This is a genomic window from Streptomyces sp. NPDC094034 (assembly GCF_040303865.1).
Taxonomy (GTDB): domain Bacteria; phylum Actinomycetota; class Actinomycetes; order Streptomycetales; family Streptomycetaceae; genus Streptomyces.
The window spans coordinates 179,795-196,831 of the sequence record NZ_JBEOUD010000002.1 but is presented as its reverse complement, the minus strand read 5'-3'; the positions used below and the strand labels follow the sequence as shown (position 1 = coordinate 196,831).

General features: G+C 66.6%; 11 protein-coding genes. 4 read left to right on the top strand and 7 right to left on the bottom strand.

Annotated features, from left to right (window positions below):
- Nucleotides 1-4 precede the first annotated feature (4 nt).
- The gene (locus tag ABTZ59_RS03295) at nucleotides 5-1,216 is read right to left on the bottom strand and encodes an MFS transporter (protein WP_351389502.1); all 1,212 of its coding nucleotides are present in this window, start codon (nucleotides 1,214-1,216) and stop codon (nucleotides 5-7) included.
- Between the two features lie 64 nt (nucleotides 1,217-1,280).
- Here ABTZ59_RS03295 and ABTZ59_RS03290 point away from each other — a divergent pair, with 64 nt between their 5' ends.
- Complete coding sequence (locus ABTZ59_RS03290; protein ID WP_351389498.1) at nucleotides 1,281-1,700, top strand: MerR family transcriptional regulator; 420 nt, start codon at nucleotides 1,281-1,283, stop codon at nucleotides 1,698-1,700.
- On the opposite strand, the gene ABTZ59_RS03285 is transcribed toward ABTZ59_RS03290, so the two are convergent.
- From ABTZ59_RS03285 to ABTZ59_RS03275, 3 genes are read right to left on the bottom strand one after another with little or no spacing between them, the layout of a single operon-like run.
- Nucleotides 1,678-3,873, bottom strand: a complete 2,196-nt coding sequence (locus ABTZ59_RS03285; RefSeq protein ID WP_351389496.1) for a xanthine dehydrogenase family protein molybdopterin-binding subunit — start codon at nucleotides 3,871-3,873, stop codon at nucleotides 1,678-1,680. The two genes, ABTZ59_RS03290 and ABTZ59_RS03285, sit on opposite strands and share 23 nt — an antisense overlap.
- The gene (locus ABTZ59_RS03280) at nucleotides 3,870-4,850 is read right to left on the bottom strand and encodes an FAD binding domain-containing protein (protein ID WP_351389493.1); all 981 of its coding nucleotides are present in this window, start codon (nucleotides 4,848-4,850) and stop codon (nucleotides 3,870-3,872) included. The genes ABTZ59_RS03285 and ABTZ59_RS03280 overlap by 4 nt, the downstream gene beginning before the upstream one ends.
- A 7-nt stretch (nucleotides 4,851-4,857) precedes the next feature.
- Nucleotides 4,858-5,472 carry a (2Fe-2S)-binding protein gene (locus ABTZ59_RS03275; RefSeq protein WP_351390107.1) on the bottom strand — a complete coding sequence of 205 codons (615 nt, stop codon included), beginning with the start codon at nucleotides 5,470-5,472 and terminating at the stop codon, nucleotides 4,858-4,860.
- 425 nt (nucleotides 5,473-5,897) lie between these two features.
- On the opposite strand from ABTZ59_RS03275, the gene ABTZ59_RS03270 reads away from it, so the two are divergent.
- From ABTZ59_RS03270 to ABTZ59_RS03260, 3 genes are all read left to right on the top strand, one after another.
- A complete protein-coding gene (locus tag ABTZ59_RS03270) occupies nucleotides 5,898-6,965 on the top strand; it encodes an aldo/keto reductase (RefSeq protein ID WP_351389491.1) in 1,068 nt (355 codons plus the stop codon).
- Between the two features lie 284 nt (nucleotides 6,966-7,249).
- A complete protein-coding gene (locus ABTZ59_RS03265) occupies nucleotides 7,250-8,158 on the top strand; it encodes a helix-turn-helix transcriptional regulator (RefSeq protein WP_351389488.1) in 909 nt (302 codons plus the stop codon).
- 66 nt (nucleotides 8,159-8,224) lie between these two features.
- Nucleotides 8,225-8,587, top strand: a complete 363-nt coding sequence (locus ABTZ59_RS03260) for a DUF2255 family protein (protein ID WP_351389485.1) — start codon at nucleotides 8,225-8,227, stop codon at nucleotides 8,585-8,587.
- A 475-nt stretch (nucleotides 8,588-9,062) separates the two neighbouring features.
- On the opposite strand, the gene ABTZ59_RS03255 is transcribed toward ABTZ59_RS03260, so the two are convergent.
- The 3 genes from ABTZ59_RS03255 to ABTZ59_RS03245 all read right to left on the bottom strand — a co-directional run bounded on the left by ABTZ59_RS03255 (nucleotide 9,063) and on the right by ABTZ59_RS03245 (nucleotide 17,026).
- The gene (locus tag ABTZ59_RS03255) at nucleotides 9,063-9,824 is read right to left on the bottom strand and encodes an HNH endonuclease (RefSeq protein ID WP_351389482.1); all 762 of its coding nucleotides are present in this window, start codon (nucleotides 9,822-9,824) and stop codon (nucleotides 9,063-9,065) included.
- An 86-nt stretch (nucleotides 9,825-9,910) separates the two neighbouring features.
- Nucleotides 9,911-11,455, bottom strand: coding sequence for an AAA family ATPase (locus ABTZ59_RS03250; RefSeq protein ID WP_351389479.1), 1,545 nt, complete (start codon nucleotides 11,453-11,455; stop codon nucleotides 9,911-9,913).
- A 123-nt stretch (nucleotides 11,456-11,578) separates the two neighbouring features.
- Nucleotides 11,579-17,026, bottom strand: a complete 5,448-nt coding sequence (locus ABTZ59_RS03245; protein ID WP_351389476.1) for a DEAD/DEAH box helicase — start codon at nucleotides 17,024-17,026, stop codon at nucleotides 11,579-11,581.
- Nucleotides 17,027-17,037 lie beyond the last annotated feature (11 nt).

Genomic DNA, 17,037 nt, shown 5'->3' with positions numbered 1-17,037 from the left:
GCGATCACGTGCCCGTGCTCGGGCGCCGTGAGGGGAAACCGTGCGTACGGGCGGCGATCACGGTGGCCAGCGTCGGAGCGAGGAGGACGAGCACGGACCAGGGGAAGGACGCGGGGCCCGGACCGTCGAGGAGGAGGCCGCCGACAACCGCGCCGGCGGCGATGGCGGCGTTCCACAGGGTGACGAGCATGGCTTGGGCGGTGTCCGCGGAGGTGCCCGCGGTGTCGGCCACGGCTGTTTGCAGGAGGGTGGCCGCGCCGCCGAATCCCAGCCCCCACAGGGTCCCCGCGACGTAGACGGCGGCGGCGCTGTCGGTGAGCGCGGCCAGGACAGTGGCCGCCACGGCGAACAGGACGGTGCAGGCGATGGTGAGGACGCGCAGGTGACGGTCGATGTGGGCGCCCACCACCCAGATGCTCACCACCGACGCGAGACCGAAGGCGAACAGCACCAGGTCGACGGCGTCGGCCATGCCGAGCCCGTCGAGGAACGCGGCGATGTAGGTGTACAGGATGTTGTGGGCGAGGACGAAGGCCAGTGTGACGAACAGGACCGGTGCCACCCCGGGCAGACGGAAGGTTCGCGCAATGGGGGCTCGGTCGCGTCTGGGCTGCCCGGGATGGTCCGGGACCGTCAGGCTGATCCACCCGAGCAGGACGAGGGCGATCACGGTCATGGACCAGAACGTGATCCGCCAGCCGAGCGCTTGGCCGAGGAGGGTTCCCGCGGGCACCCCGAGCGAGAGGGCGAGCGGCGCGCCCGCCATCACGATCGCGGTCGCCCTGCCCTGGAGCGGGCCGGCCACCATGCGTCGTGCGTAGCCGGCCAGCATCGCCCAGACCAGACCGGCGGCCACTCCCGCGACGAACCGGGCGGCCATCGTCAGCGCATAGTGTCCCGAGACGGCTGTGACGGTATTGGCGAGCGCGAAACCGGCCACGGCGGTCAGCAGCAGCCGCTTGCGCCGCCAGCCGGAGGTGGCCGCCGACAGCGGGATCGCCGCGACGGCGGAACCGATCGCGTAGATCGTCACCGACTGGCCCATCGCGGATTCGCCGACCCCCAGGCTTGTGCTCATCGCGGGCAGCACCCCCGCGGGCAGTGCCTCGGTCAGGATGGTGATGAAGGCGGCGGTGGCCAGCGCGGCCAGGGCCCCGAGGGGGAGCCGCTGGTCGCTGGTTTCGTCCGCGGTGTTGGTCAGGCGGTTGGTTCGCATGGCCGCTATGCTCAAACCATCACATTGATGTGAAGGTCAAGCGGGCGAGCGTGAGGGCACGCACATGCGTATCGGAGAACTGTCAGAGCGCACCAGCACCCCCCGACGGCTCCTGCGCTATTACGAGGAACAGGGCCTGATCACTGCTGCGCGCTCTCCGAACGGCTACCGCGACTACGACGACTACCTCGTGGACAGAGTCCTCCAGATCAGAGGACTGCTCGACGCCGGCCTGCCGACCCGGATCATCAAGCAGATCCTCCCGTGCCTCGAAAAACCCCGGATCATCTACTTCTCGGACGCGACCCCCGAGATGATCGGCACGCTGGAGCGTGAACGCGATCGGATGACCGAACGCATCCAGTGCCTCACTCGTAACAGAGACGCCATCGCCGGCTACCTCGACGCGGTACGAAGCGGAGCGCGTTCGCCGGGCACCGCCGTCCCCGCCGCCCCCGCCGTCACAGCAGTGCCTCCGCCGTGATGGGGATGTCGCGCACCCGGCGCCCGGTGGCGTGGAACACCGCGTTCCCGATCGCCGGGGCCACCCCGACCAGCACGATCTCACCGAGGCCCTTCACCCCGATGGGGTCCACGTCGTAGTCGCCGCCGCCGTCCAGATAGATGGCCTTCAGATCGGGCACATCGGCGTTGACCGGCACCAGATAGTCCGCGAGGCTCGCATTGACGAGACGGCCGTCGCGCGGGTCGGACATGCCGTGCTCCAGCAGCGCCGCCCCGATCCCGCCGACCATGCCGCCCAGCGCCTGGCTCTCGGCCAGCTTGGGGTTGATGATCCGTCCGGTGTCGTACACCCCGACCATCCGCCGCACCCGCACCAGCCCCAGCCGGGCGTCGACGGCGACCTCGGCGAAGGTCGCCGCGTACGCGTACGACGAGTGCTGCCCGTGCGCCTCGGGCGTGAAGGAGCCCGTCGTCTCCAGATGGGTCCGTCCGTTGCGGGTGAGGAGCCGACGGTACGACTCCCCGCGCGACGGGTCGCCACGCAGCCGCAGCCGGCCCCGGTCGGCGACGACCTCCTCGGGCGCGGCCCCGTGCAGCGGGGACCGTGGATCCTCGACGGCGAGCGCGATCGCCTGCCGCCGCAGTCTGTCGCAGCCGTCCTGGACGGAGGAGCCGACGCTCGCCATGGTCTGCGAGCCGCCCTGCGGAGGCGCGGTCGGCAGGGTCGAGTCGCCGAGCCGGAACTCGACGTCGGTCATGGTCAGTCCGAGCGCGTCGGCGGCGATCTGGGTGACCGAGGTGTACGTGCCGGGTCCCATGTCGCTCGCCGCGCACCGCACCAGAGCCCGCCCCCGCGCGTCGATCCTGACCAGCGACTGGCAGGGGCCCCGCAGCGCGTGGTAGCAGCCCGCCGCCATGCCGCTGCCGATCAGCCAGTCCCCGTCACGGGTCGAGCGCGGGCGCGGGTCGCGCCGGTCCCAGCCGAACGCGCGGGCACCGCTCTCGTAGCACTCGCGCAGCCGCCGGGTGGAGAACGGCAGCCCGCTGGACGGGTCGGTGTCCGGCTCGTTGCGCAGCCGCAGTTCGATCGGGTCGAGGCCCAGTTCATGGGCGAGTTCGTCCATCGCCGACTCGATGACGTACGCGGCGGTCGCCGCGCCGGGGCCGCGCATCGCGGTGGGGGTGTTCACGTCGAGCGGTATGACACGGTAGTTCTGCCGGACGTGCGGGGTGGTGTAGAACATCTGCCCCATGCCGGAGACGCTCTCGACGTGCCGCTCGTAGCGGGAGGTCTCGGAGCGCATCTCGTGCACCGCCGCCGACAGCCGTCCGCGCCGGTCGCTGCCGAGCCGCAGCCGGTAGTGGTGGGCGGGGCGGTAGCCGACCCCGGGGTAGAGCTGCTTGCGGGACAGCACCAGTTTCACCGGCCGCCGCACCTCACGGGCCGTCATCGCCGCGATCACCACATGCGGCCAGGTACGGATGGCGTTGCCGAAGGCGCCGCCGACGAACGCGGAGATGACCCGCACCTGCTCCGCCGGGATCCCGAACACCGCCGCGAGATCACCCCGGGTGCCCGTCACCCACTGGGACTTGTCCCACAGCGTCAGCCGGTCGCCGTCCCAGCGGGCGATCGTGGCGTTCAGCTCCATCGGGTTGTGATGATTGCGGGATGCCCGGTAGGTCACGTCCAGGGTCACCGGAGCGTCGGCGAGCGCCCGGTCCGCGTCGCCCCGCGCGTATGTCACCGCCTCCTCACCCGCAGCCGCCGCCAGATCGGTCACCGGCGGCTCGGCGGCGTAGCGCACCTCCACCAGACCCGCCGCGTGCCGCGCCACCTCCAGGGTGGTGGCGACGGCGACCGCGACCGGCTGCCCGAAGAACCTCACCTCGTCGTTCTCGAACGGCCGCAGCGGACGCCCCGGCGGCGCGAAGCCGCCTGGATTGCGCTGGTACGGCAGCCGGGGCGCGTTGTGATGGGTGATCACGGTCAGCACACCGGGCAGCGCGAGGGCGGCGCGGGTGTCGATCCCGGTGATCCGACCCAGGCCGACCGTGCTGTCCACGACGACCGCGTGCACCACCCCGTCCACGGAGTGGTCGGCGGCGTACTCCGCGCGCCCGGTCACCTTCAGCCGGCCGTCCACGCGGGACCGCCCCGCTCCTACGACCACCTGCGGCTGCTCACTCATCGCGTCCCTCCCACGACCCGCAGCTGACGCTCCACGGTCCGTTTCAGCAACTCCACCTTGAACCCGTTGTGCGCCAGCGGCCGGGCGCCGTCCGCCGCCCGCTCGGCGGCCCTGGCCCACAGCCGCTCCGAGGGCCGCTCGCCGAGCAGTTCCCGCTCCACCGCGGGCAGTTTCCACGGCACTGTGCCCACACCGCCCGCGGCCACCTTCGCCGCCCGGATCACCCCGCCCCGTAGGTGCAGCGCGACCGCGGCGGAGGTGAGGGCGAACTCGTACGACTGCCGGTCGCGCACCTTGAGATAGCCGGAGCGCAGCCGGCGCGGCAGCGGCGGGATCTCCACCGCCGTGATCAACTCGCCGCGCCCGATGGCCTGTTCGCGGTCGGGTGTGCCGCCGGGCGGCAGCAGGAAACCGGCGAACGGCACCGAACGCTCCCCGTCAGGCCCCAGCAGACGCACCCGCGCCTCCAGCGCGGCGAAGGCCACCGCCACGTCCGAGGCGTGCGTGGCCACACAGTGCTCGGACGTGCCGAGGATCGCGTGGGTCCGGTTGAGCCCGCCCCGGGCCGCGCACCCCGACCCGGGCCGCCGCTTGTTGCAGTCGGCCGACACGTCCCGGAAGTACGTGCAGCGGGTGCGCTGCATGATGTTGCCTCCGATCGTCGCCATGTTGCGCAGCTGCGCCGAGGCGCTCAGCTCCAGCGCCTGCGAGACCACCGGGAACATCACCCGCACCCGGGAGTCGGCGGCGGCCTCCGCCATCCGCACCAGCGCCCCGATCCGCAGCCCGCCGCCGGGCGTCGTCGTGATCCCGCGCAGCGGCAGCCCGTCGATGTCGACCAGCCGGCCGGGCCGTTCCACGGTCTCCCGCATCAGATCGACCAGGGTGGTGCCACCGGCGATGAACCGCCCGCCGCGCCGCCCGGCCTCGACCGCCGCACGCGTACTGTCCGCCTTCACCAGGGAGAAGGGATGCACCGGCCCGTCACCTCCCCTTGCTCTCGGCGGCCTGCGCGGCCGTGTGTGCCGTGGCCTGCGCGGTTGTCCGTGCCGTGGCCTGCGTGGCTGTACGTGCCGTGACCTGCCCGGCCGTGCGTGCCGCGGCCTGTTCGACGGCCTTGACGATGCCCACATAGCAGCCGCAGCGGCAGATGTTGCCGCTCATCCACTCCCGGATCTCGTCCGGCGACCCCGTGTGCCCCTCGCTGATACAGCCGACGCCGGACATGATCTGTCCCGGTGTGCAGTAGCCGCACTGGAACGCGTCCTGGTCGATGAACGCCTGCTGGAGCGGATGCAGCCGCTCACCCCGTGCCAGGCCTTCGACGGTGGTGACCTCGGCGCCGTCCAGCCGCACGGCCAGCGTCAGACAGCCGTTGACCCGGCGGCCGTCCACCAGCACCGTGCACGCCCCGCAGGCACCCGCGTCACAGCCCTTCTTGGAGCCGGTCAGATCCAGGCGCTCCCGCAGCAGATCCAGCAGGGAGGTCCGGTTGTCGACCGTGACGGTGTGCCGTACGCCGTTCACGGTCAGGGTGACCCGTCCGGTCCGCCCCTCGCCGTCCGGCCCGGCGGCCACGGCCGGGTCCGGGAGCAGCAGGGTGGCACCGGCGGCGGTACCGGTCGCCGCGATGAAGGTACGCCGGGACCAGCCGCCGGGCGGATCCGCCCCCGAATCCACCCCCGAATCCCGCGCATTCGGTTCCGGGGTTTCGGGTATACCGGCGATTTCAGGTGTGTCGGTGGTACCGGTCATTCGGTGAGGGGAATCGGTCGACACGCGAGGTCTCTTTTCAGGAGAGGACAGGCGGAAGGCGATTCGGCAAAGCGGGGAGCGGTATTCCGCCTGAGAACGCCATGGCCCCAGTATGGGGAAGGCGGACGGGCTCAGCCTGGTACTGATTTCCCTAGGCAGGATCTGCTCTGGCGCCCGCCGCCTGTCGCGGGAAGAATCTCTTCCCGGCCGAAGTCTCCGGCTCGGCTGATCTCGTAGGACCCGGTATGCAAGCAAGGGAAGAAAAGATTATGCGCATCGATGCCTATCGCACCCTCGGCCGCAGCGGACTGCGGGTCAGTCCGCTCACGCTCGGCGCGATGCTGTTCGAGGACCCCGAGCGCGGCTGCGACCGCGCGACCGCGTTCGAGATCCTGGACCGCTATGTCGAGGTCGGCGGTAACGCGATCGACACGGCGAACATCTACTCGGCCGGCCGCTCCGAGGAATCGCTCGGCGCGTTCCTCGCCGGGCGCCCCGGCCTGCGGGACCGGCTGGTGATCTCCACCAAGTTCACCGGGAACCTGTTCCCCGGCGACCCCAACAGCGGCGGCGCGGGCCGCAAGGCCCTCACCCAGCAGCTGGAGGCCTCGCTGCGGCGGCTCGGCACCGACTACATCGACCTGTACTGGCTGCACGGACACGACCCGCACACCCCGCTGGAAGAGACCATGTCCGCGCTCGACGACGCCGTACGCGCCGGAAAGGTCCGCCACGTCGGCTTCTCGGACGTCCCCGGCTGGGCCATCGCCCGCGCGGGCACCCTCGCCGAGCTGCGCGGCTGGGCGCCGATCGTCGCGCTCCAGCCCGAGTACTCGCTGCTGGCCCGCAGCGCCGAGAGCGAGATCCTCGGTGTGGCGCGCGAGCTGCGGCTCGGTGTGACTCCCTGGAGCCCGCTGGCCGCCGGTGTCCTCTCCGGCCGCTACACCCGCGACGGCGGCGCACCCGAGGGCTCGGGCCGCGCCGGCAGCCGGGCCACCCAGGCGCGTCTGTCGGAACCCACCTTCCAGGTGCTCGACACTCTCGCCGAGATCGCCGCCCGCCAGGACACCACCGTCGCCGCCGTCGCCCTCGCCTGGGTCCTCCAGCAGCCGCTGATCACCTCGCCGATCATCGGCACCCGGACGGTCGCCCACCTGGACAGCGCCCTGCCGGCCCTCGCCGTCACCTTCACCCCGGAGGAACTGGCCACACTGGACCGGCTGACCACGCCCACACTGGCCTTTCCCTATCCGCACCTGACGGGAATGGTGCAGCTCCAGCAGGCGGGGGCGACGGTGAATGGGGTGACGTCGAAAGTCTTCAGTACGTCGTCGTGATTCCACGGATGGTCCGCACAGGAAATGCGAAGGAATGAGCCACCACGGGTCGCGGGGGAGAGGTACTCGTTCTCGTCCTCGTACTCGTCATACAGGCCCTGATGAGTGGCGCCCTCGATTCGGCGGAAAAGAAACCCTTCGGTACGGTCGACCGCTGAAAGGCGTCGATATTCATCCGCCCCTGCGATCGTGCTGGGCGGACGCCTGGACGTGCGGGCCCGGCGGCGCGTGCCTGGGGAAGGCAGTACCAGGCACAGATGGACGAATGCACGGAGACTGGAGTCATGGGAGACGAGGGGGCCGCTTCGAGCGGCAATGAACTGGGTGAGTTCCTGCGCTCGCGCCGTGCCGTACTGGATCCGGTCGCGCTGGGCTTCCCCGACGACGGCCGGCTGCGCCGGGTACCGGGGCTGCGCCGCGAGGAACTGGCCCAGCTGGCACACGTCAGCCTCGACTACGTGGTGCGGCTGGAACAGGGCCGCACCCGCAGGGTTTCCCGCCCCGTACTGGAAGCCCTCGCGGACACCCTTCAGCTGGCCCCCGACGAACGGGCCTACCTCTTCACGGTGGCCGATGTCAGCCGGCCGCCGACGCCCCGCAAATCCGTGCGCACAGAGGTGGCGCCGAAACTGCGCCAGCTGCTCGACGGCATGCGTGACATCCCGGCGATGGTCCTCAGCCGGCGGATGGACGTGCTGGCCTGGAACCCGCTCGCCGCCGCCCTGCTCACCGACTTCGGCACGCTCCCCCCGGGCGAGCGCAACCTGATCCGGCTGACCTTCCTCGACGACGAGTTCCGCGCCCTGTACGCCGACTGGCCGCGCGCCGCCCGTGACTGTGTCGCGGTGCTGCGCATGGAGGCAGGACGCAATCCGAAGGACCAGGCGGTCAGCGCGCTGGTGGGTGAACTGAGCGTGCGCGACCCCGACTTCCGTACCTGGTGGGCCACTCATCAGGTGCGCGGGCCCCGCGAACTGAGCAAGACCTACCGGCATCCCCTGGTGGGGGACCTCGCCCTGGACGTGCACCAGTTCTCCGTCGACACCCACCCCGACCAGCAGTTGGTGGCCTACACCGCCCCGCCCGGCACCCCGACCGAGGAACGGCTGCGGTTCCTGATCCAGTGGGCGGCCGACCCCCAGCACACCCCCGACGACCTGCCCACACCCCAGCACGACGACCAACGGGGCTGACCCGGGCCCACCGGGGCGGGCGGCCACGGGCATCACCGAGAACCGAGCACCGAGGAGCCACCCACCATGACGTCCTGGACCAGCGACGATCTCTCCGGGCCCGCGGACGCGCAGGAACTCATCCTGACCGTGGCCCACGACGGCGAGACCCCCACCGGCCAGGTCGAGCTGGGCTTCGTCCTCGTCTCCGGAGACCTCTACATCCGCGCCTTCCGCGGCACCCGCTCGACCTGGTTCCGGCAGGCCCGGCGGATCGGCGAGGGCCGGATCGAGGTCGGCGGCCGGACGCTGCCGGTCAGCATCGAACCCGCAGACCCCGCCCTGTCCGACGCGATCGACGCCGCCTACCGCTCCCGGTTCGGGATGATGGCCGGGCTGGTACTCAACTCCGCCGCCCAGGTGGCGACGCTCAAGCTGACGCCCCGTTAAACGGGCCGGGGGCGGTCTCGCCCCACGAGTCCTCCCAGGACCCCATCCGGTCGATGCCGCGCGGCCCCTTCGAGGCGCCCCCCGGCATCCGGCACCGCCTCCGACCTGACACCCCCGGCCACCGGCAGGGAGGCGGCCGCTGAACGTGCCCCGTTCCGTGCGACGGCCCGCATCGCCGAAGAAGCGATGCGGGCCGGTCGCGCGGGCGGGATGGCGTTTCCCATCCGCGTTGTGCCCCCGGCAGGATTCGAACCTGCGACACCCGCTTTATTTGGCCTGATCAGCGCTCTGCGGGGTCGTGCGGGATCCCACTTGGGATGCGCTGTGCCGGACCGTCCACTCACGCATCGCTCACGCATGTGAGTACGGGTGCCGGAGACCTGACCGAATGAGTGCCAGGGCCCGGCCAGGTCCGCGAATTGTGTAGGAATCTGGAGACCTCGATCTGCGACGTGGCCCACCAGATTTGACACCGTCAAGTCATCGGCGATGTGAGTAGCTTCCGGTAGCCGCCGCTACAGAATTCTGTATTCCTAGATAGGGCACGATAAAGTGCCGCCTTCCAGTGATTTACGCCCTTCCTTTCGGCCCCTCGAGCCAAGGCGCTAAGAGTTGATCGCAACCCTGAATCGCCAAAGGAAGCATATGTTTCATCATATAGATCAATTTGGTCCGTTAGCTCGGATACGGCCTCCATCTGGTAGAAATCGAAAAGGCCAAGTATCTTGAACTGCTTTTCGACTCTCCCGAAGGTGAGGTTGTCGATTTCATCGGAACGATGCAAATAGTATCCGATCGATACGGTGTTTCCGACGTCTATTTCCGCGACTACTGTCTCGATGTCTGGGAATTCGTCGAAGTATGCGTGAAACATAAGCAATCCGTCTACTCTGTCACACTCGTCCCCCTTTAATCGATTGCATCTTTCGCAAACAGGGATAAGATTGTCGGCCAGGATTGAATATTCCGGGAATTCGTTCTTTGGGAGGAAGTGATCGAGGGCGCATACCTGGGCTCTTTCGCATAGCGGGCACCGAGAGTTGCGGGACAGCGCTGTCCGGAAGATCGAGTTTCTGAGTTCCTCCAGGGGGCGACCTCTGTCCAGAAGTGCGTAATTTCCCAGAAGGGCCTTGGTGAGCACATCGGAGCCATGGGCAAGCGACGTAAACCGGCGAATATCTCGCAGAACGTCCTCGTAGTCGCCGTAGGCGCCGATGATTCCCGCGCGTACTCCCATGAGGACACGTCGAGAAGATGGTCGTCTCCGGCTCACAGCGAGATCGAGATCAGCCAGACGGTCTCTGTCCGGGCGGGGGAGCCGAATCATCTACCAGGCCGATCGCGACTGATGCTCGCCAGGTAAGAAATGGACTGCGCGCTCATCTCCCCGTCGAACAGTTCCATGATCTCATCCAGGTGCAAACTCTCCTGCATGGACCGGAGAGTTGAGTGATAGTCGGTCGCGCTGCTGTCCAAGTTGAATACGTGGCGTGTGAGCAGTCCTACATTCTCTGCGAAAGTTTCGATCTCCGGAGTGGCAACGAGTGTGAGATCTCCGAATCGCTGTAGGACCCTGACGTAACGTCTGGGGACTTCCTGGAGGAGGACTGGGGAGTGCGTCGCCATCACGGCGTAGGAGTTGAACTGATCCAGGGAAATGTTGATGCTCTTGAGCAGGGCAGCCAGGAGCGGAGGGTGCAGGTGGGATTCGGGTTCGTCGATGAGAACCAGTGATCCGGGCTCCAGGTGGGCCACAAGTTGCACAACAATGTTGAGCACGAGTTTGTGTCCGGTGCTGAGGCCAGAAAAGGAATCCTGCCACGAACCGCTGTCGAAGGCGAAGGTGTCGGACAACTCGACCCGTTTGAACGAGGGTTCTCGGCTCAGCGGAGAAAGGGCTGCTGCCAGTCTCTGTTTACGCTCGGGTGTACTAGCTCTAACGAGGGCGGACATGATGTCACCCTGGATCTCCTCGGCACCTTTGAGTGGCCCGGTGCGGGGCGCGGGGCCAAGGCTGCGATCGTATCTCCGAAGGCCGCAATAGGTGTACCCGGAGACCTCGCCGCTGGTTTCCAGCCGATCCTCTTCCTGTCGGTTCTTCCCCGGAAGGTCGAATGTGTCGAAAGCGCTGTAAGAGATGGCTATAACCGAGGAGAATCGTGGCGCACCGGCTCCTTCGGGGAATTCTCCGTACCGCCGGATGAATCTTTCGTCGGATCGGTCGGCGAGATCTGCATGCGCGGTGTTGGCTAGGTTGGCAAGGAGCTGCGTTTTTCCGCATCCGTTGTAACCCACGACGACGTTGACGCGGCCGGGCAGGGGGTGGCGGTCCGCGAATCCAAACTGAATGGAGAAGGGATCCCCTCCGACACTCGTTCTGAACGTGAACGCGAGCGCACTGTCTCGTGGAGCTAGCGCTCCTCCGAACAGGGCTGTGGCGTCTCTCAACGCGAGTTCGGCGTTCCCGTAGCGCAGAAGTGAGGCTGCCATCGCCGGCTCGCTGGCGAACGATTCTCTGAGTGAGGGGTCGATAACGATATCGCGGAGCCCAAACAGAATACTGTCGCGCAATTCACCTGGAAGTCCGTGCAGTGCTTCGTAGTAGGAAAATGCCTGCCCGAGTGAGCAGTAACTGTCATCGAGCTGGACGAAATTATCGGGGATCTTGGTGGCGCCGCCCCGCTGCCCTCTTTTTATGATCTTGACGGATCCCAAGTCGATGGACGCCTCAGTCTGAGACGGGTACAGGTGCACATCGAACATAGTTTCGAATCCGAAATCATCCCAGAGGTCGCGCCGGAGGACGAGTGCCGGAAGGCTGGACGGCACGGTGAAGCCCGCGCTACGAGGCACTACAAGAAAATGCATCAGCGTACTCCAGACGTGTGTCCACCAGAACCGACATAAGCGAACTGCTAGGTGCGCGAGCCCGGGGAGAGCCGGTGGCAGCGGGCAGGGGTAGAAAGGTGCCCCTGCCCGCTGCCCGACCGGTCAGTCGAAAAGGCTCTGCAGTCTCGACTCGATCCAGCCAGGCCGTCGAAGAAGTTCAAACGTATCGACGGCGACGACCGCGCGCTGCGGTGGTTCGCTGCCCAGGACCGGGTTCTCGAACTCCTCGAACACCTCGAAGCCCTCTGCTTCCAGCGAGGCCAGGGCGCGGGCCACACGCTTCGAGCGGGCGGGACCGGTCCAGGACTCAAGAGGATGGGTGATGAGGACAGCGAGATCATCGTGCTGGATGTCTTTCAGGACTGGAAGGCTGTGGGAGGAATCGGCCTTCCAGTGCGAGAAGCTTCTGGCGAACTGCTCTACGCGCTCGAACGCATAGGCCTCCTCAGCAGTGAAGTCCGGGTTCTCCCCATCGAGCAGTTCGACCATTTGTGTGGCAAGGCGCCAATCGAGCAGCGGGTGGTAGGCGCTGTTGCTGTAGTCCCGCAGGCAGTCGTAGCAGGACGAGTCGCATGGCCCGGCCTTCAAGCTGCCGGAGCGGTGGCGGGTGAGATCGGCCGCGACCTCACGCGCAGCGAGCAGGAAGTCGGTAGGGCGCTTCCCCAGCCAGGTCGAATATCCGGCACCGTTTTCCAAGGTGTCCGAGAGGAAGACTTGTGCCTTGACACTGCCTTCTTCTTCTCCTCGGTCGGGATACAGACCCGCCGAGAGTTCTCTTCCGTCAATGTCCAGTAGCCTGACGGCAGCGAGTTTGAAAACCGTACCGAGTGAGAGCCAAGCAGCCCTTGCGGCCATGCGTCTTGGGTCGAGGGCCAGATCGGCGGGTTGCTCGCGGAGGCCGACCAAAAGAACGTCGGTCAGTTTCACTGAGGCCAGTGCCAGCTTCTCCTCGTTGCTGGCCGAAGGCTGTGTGGGCAGACCCAGATCTCTCGCGCGGTCGGCATCGGCCAGGAGTTTTGTGTCCAGCAGACCGTCGTGTCCCTTGACCTTGCCGAACTGGTATCCCTCGCCAGTTCCTGCGTTGACCACCACGATGCGTCCCTGACCACTCCTGAATTCAGCGGCCTTAGTGCAGCGTGGGACGAGCGCTGATGTCGTGTCGAGAGTGAGGCGCGCGGAGAACGCGCGTGGCGTAAATTCGAAGGTGCCGTCGTAATCCTGAGCCTTGTAGCTGGTGCGAAAGCCGAGCGGCTGACACGACGGCAGCATCCGGTAGTCACCGGCTTCTCCTGCAGTGGCCCCACACACAGGACACGAATGCTCGGAATCGCGGAGATTGACGGAGAGGCACTTGGCGCAGATGCCCACCGTGAGACGATCACTGTCCGGAGCTTTGCCGGGCAACCAGTGCCCGTCGGCGGGCTCGTACGTCACGAGGCCGACTGCTGTGTGCAACGCCTTGTCCTTGACCACTTCACCGCCGGGCGCCCACTCCGAGATGGCGATGTCGATGTCCCGGTCGATGACGTCGGTGAGTTCCGGTCCGTGCGGCCTCTGATGATGCAGGTTGCGAACCCGGGTGGGGAATCCGAACATGGGGAGCACTCCGTGCTCCGCGAGCGACTGGCTGAGCGGACCCCCGTCCGGCGCGTTCGTCACCACTTCCTCAATCTCGGAGTAGAGGCGGGAAGTGGCCCAGGAGACCAGATCATCCAGCGAAGGCGCGCCAGGAGTCGCCCCCTGCAGGAGAACCTGGCCCGCGTTTCTCTTAGCGATGTCGTTGCCGGCCAACCAAGTGCGGACGTCATCCCGCACCAATGGCCATTCGCTGACGGTCCCGAAGGGCCCGTGGACATTGCGTCCCGGATCCCAGTTGGACGTTCCCTCGACCGACCGGAAGGCGAGAGTCAGCAGGCTTGCGGCGTAGCAACGGAGCAGGATCTCCAGGCGATCGAGATCCACGTATGGGCTCGGCGAGGGATCGCCGGTGATCCGATAGGGATGCTGGAAGTAGTGGTCGTCATGGGTCCTGGTGCCACGGCACAGTGTCAGGGCGATGGACAGGTGATCGAGCCGGCGGCCGGCCCGGCCCACACGCTGCTGGTAGTTGAAGCGCTGTGGTGGCATGTTTGCCATTACCACCGCGCGGAGCGCGCCGATGTCGACGCCAGCCTCCATCGTGGTGGTGACACTGAGTAGGTCGACCTCATCGACCAACTCGATGTCCTTCCCGCTCAGAAAGACCGACTGGAAGAGGGCTTGCCGGGCCTGTGCGTCGTCGTTGTCGGTCTGGCCCGTCAGCTCTTCGCAGTGGAGTCTGAAGGGGATCCCGGCCTCGCGGGCCAGGAAGGTGTAGTAGTCGTCCAGGGCGACGGAATCCGGGTCGAAGGGTTCGGCAACGAGATGTGAGCTGAGGCAGAAGGCACAGACGCCGGCGGAACCGTGCAGGTGCCTTCTGGTGCAGCGTTCACAGCGCCATTCTGTCTCGCCGGCCAGGACAATCCTGATCTTCTGGCCTTCGATCCGGGGCTCGGCGTCGCTCAGACCCAGTGCATTCTTCACCTCTTGGACGAGTGCGTCCGGGAATACATCGTGACGTTGTGCGACGGCTTTGATGTATTTTCTCGCTGCCGTGTGCAGATTCGCCGGCGGCTCAGGTCGCTGCTCCTGAAACTGGCGGCGCACACCCAGCAGCCTCAGTGTGGACAGGCACACCTGGTGGAAGACCTCGTCATCCAGCAACCGGCTCTTGAACGTGATGTCCTGAGAGGCATGGCCGATGCCGAGCGATTCCAGGTCGCGGCCGCCTCCCGCGAAGACTGCCTGTTGGACCTGTGCTTGCACTGTCCGGTGGATTTCGGAACTCAGGACGCTCAGATCGTTGGTGAGGGAAGCATTGGGCCGTTGGACCGGGACGCCACTGGTCCAGTCGTAGAGATTGGTCCAGCTCCGGGATTCGGTGCTTGCGCTCAGCGAAAACGAGGGCCCACCGGGGTGCACGCCGTACGTGACTGCTTGCGCGCTGACTCCGTTGCCGAGTTCGACAAGTGTCGGGCCCTTCTGCTGGGCACGGTAGTCCGCCAGCACGCGTTCGTGCTCGGGGGTGAGGTTGTCATGGGCCAAGGCGACCACTGCTGCTACCAAATCGGGTGAGCCAGTCGCTGTGAGCTGGGTTAGCGCGGCCTGGCCTGCCTGGTTCCCCTTGAAGAACTCTGCTGCCAGGGCCACGAGGTCCTTCGGATGGTCGAGGGCGGCGATCACGAGCTGCCTGACCAAATCCTGATAGTGCGACCGCTCCAGGCCCGCTGAGATGCGGGCCGCGTCCTGTCGGCTGTCTGAGAAGACGACGATCTTCGTCTGCAGCTGCCTCTTGAGGGCATCGGTCAGGACTTGGTTGGACTTCTCGAAACCTGTACCCATTGTGCGGATGGGTGACCGGGACCGTGACGGGTCCTCGAACTGGCGGACGTTCTTGAAGATCTCCTTGTCTTCACCGCAGCAGGGACAGACTGTGGGAAAGGCGCGGACCTTCCCGAGGTGGTTCTGCGGTTGGCTCTGTGCCACCAGCAGATATCCGTTGTTCTCCTCGTCCGGGTAGCTGCCAACCTTGCCGCTCACGGGATCCAGCACGGCCGGAACAAAGGTGAACGTGTACTCCGTCCGATTCCTCGCCCCCGGTCGGCCACCCTTGTGTTTGTGCGGCGATATGTCGAGATCGGAGCGTTCTCCAGCAGTGGGCAGAAAGATGCTGTACACATCGGCGGTGCGATCGAAGCGCGCTTTGTCCGGAAGGGATTCGAGATCGGTTGCGGTGGAGACCAGGTACCGCCTGGTGGGATCAGGGCCGATGGTCGGAGAATTGAATCCGCCGAGAAAGACCTCTCCGCACGTGTCGCAGTACAGCAATTCCAGGACGCGAGCGCCGCATTCGCAGGCATACCTGGGCCGACTGTAGAGCTTTCCGACTAGGCGCTCCGCCGATGACTCCGCGGTGCGTGGTTGGACCTCCGAGCAGTTGCGATCCGCGCATGCCCACATGCCGGTGACGTTCCGGAAGAACAGGTGGAGCCGGAATCGCGAGCCGGCATCCGCCTCCCCGTCGAGGCGCGAGATGAGTGCGTCAGTGGCGTCCAGCGCCTTGTCGGGTGCGAGGCCAGGGAAGAGCTTGGCGGACACGTCGGTCAGCGGCTTCGCTCGGGGGGAGTCGTCCTCGTCGCTTGCTCTGAACGCGGCCTGGAGCGCCGCGTGTCGGTCAGGAAGTGGTGGCAAGGCATCCGTTCCTTGGCCAACAGCGTCTGCCCAGGACATGAGATCGGTCCTGCCCGTGGTCCGGACGCGTTCACCGGCCAGCACGGAGAAGCGGTCGGCTGACCGTCCGAAGAAGTCGCTCAGAAACTTCCGGTCCACCGGGTTGTCCGGATCCATGGAGGCGGAGGTGGCGATCACGGACAGTTGGTCAGATTCGGTGGACAATCCGAGCCGGTCGATAAGCTTGCGCAGGAGGTAGGCGACTTCAGTTCCCTGAGTGCCCCTGTACATGTGGAGTTCGTCCACGACCAGGCTGAAGACGTGGTCCTTGGAACTCTCCAGCCAGTCACGGGTCCGATCGAAGATCGGATCCTCGTCTCGGCGCATGAGCATGATGTTGAGCATGCTGTAGTTGGTGATGAGGATGTCCGGCGGAGCGACCTGCATGTCCCAGCGAGAACGCATCTCGGCCCCGAAGGGGCGCTGGAGGAAGTAGCGGGCTTCCTCGTCCTCCACAAGGCCGTCCGCGATGCGCTGCTCCAGTTGGCGGCTTCGGTCCTCCATCGAGGCCAGAGTCCTGCGCAATTCCTTCATTTTGGAGGAGTTCGGCTTGGAAGCTAGCTCCAGCGGGCCGGCAACCGGGGTGCGGCCGGTATAGCGTCCGAAGTGGAAGCGATTGCCGTCACGGTGCCTGTCGAACCAGTCGCGTACGTCCGGTGCGTCCAGGCTGCGTCGCAACCTGATCAGCTGATCCTCCACCAGCGCGTTCATTGGATAGAGGAACATGGCGCGCATGGCCGATGGGCGACCGCTTCCGTGGCGCTGAGCTTGCCAGTGCTGTGACGTGCGCCACCAGGGCTGCTCGGCACCCTGGGGCCCTGCCGGTGCCCACTGACGGGATTCATCGGTCAGTCTGGCTAGCACCGGGACGAGGAAGGCTTCGGTCTTTCCGGAACCGGTTCCCGACGTCACCACGATGTCCCGTCCGTGGTTGTTTGCCTTCAGCGCCTCCGCCTGGTGGGTATAGAGCCTGGGGATTCCCCGGAGCAGACCGGATCCTAGAAGTCCGGCGAACTCCGGATGCCCAATTTCCGCCGTTAGCTCTTCCAGGGTCTGGGCTGACTGCACGTACTGAGGCAAGAGTTCCAGATAAGGCTCCTGAAAGAGGACCCCGGGAGTGCGGAGTAGCTCTCTGAGTTCCTCGCCCACCGAAGAGTCGCGAAGGGAGTAGGCGGTGTCGTAGTACCGCTGAAAGTACTCGGCAAGTCGGCCGTGGACGGCCGACGGGGAGATGCCAGACATCAAGATCCTCA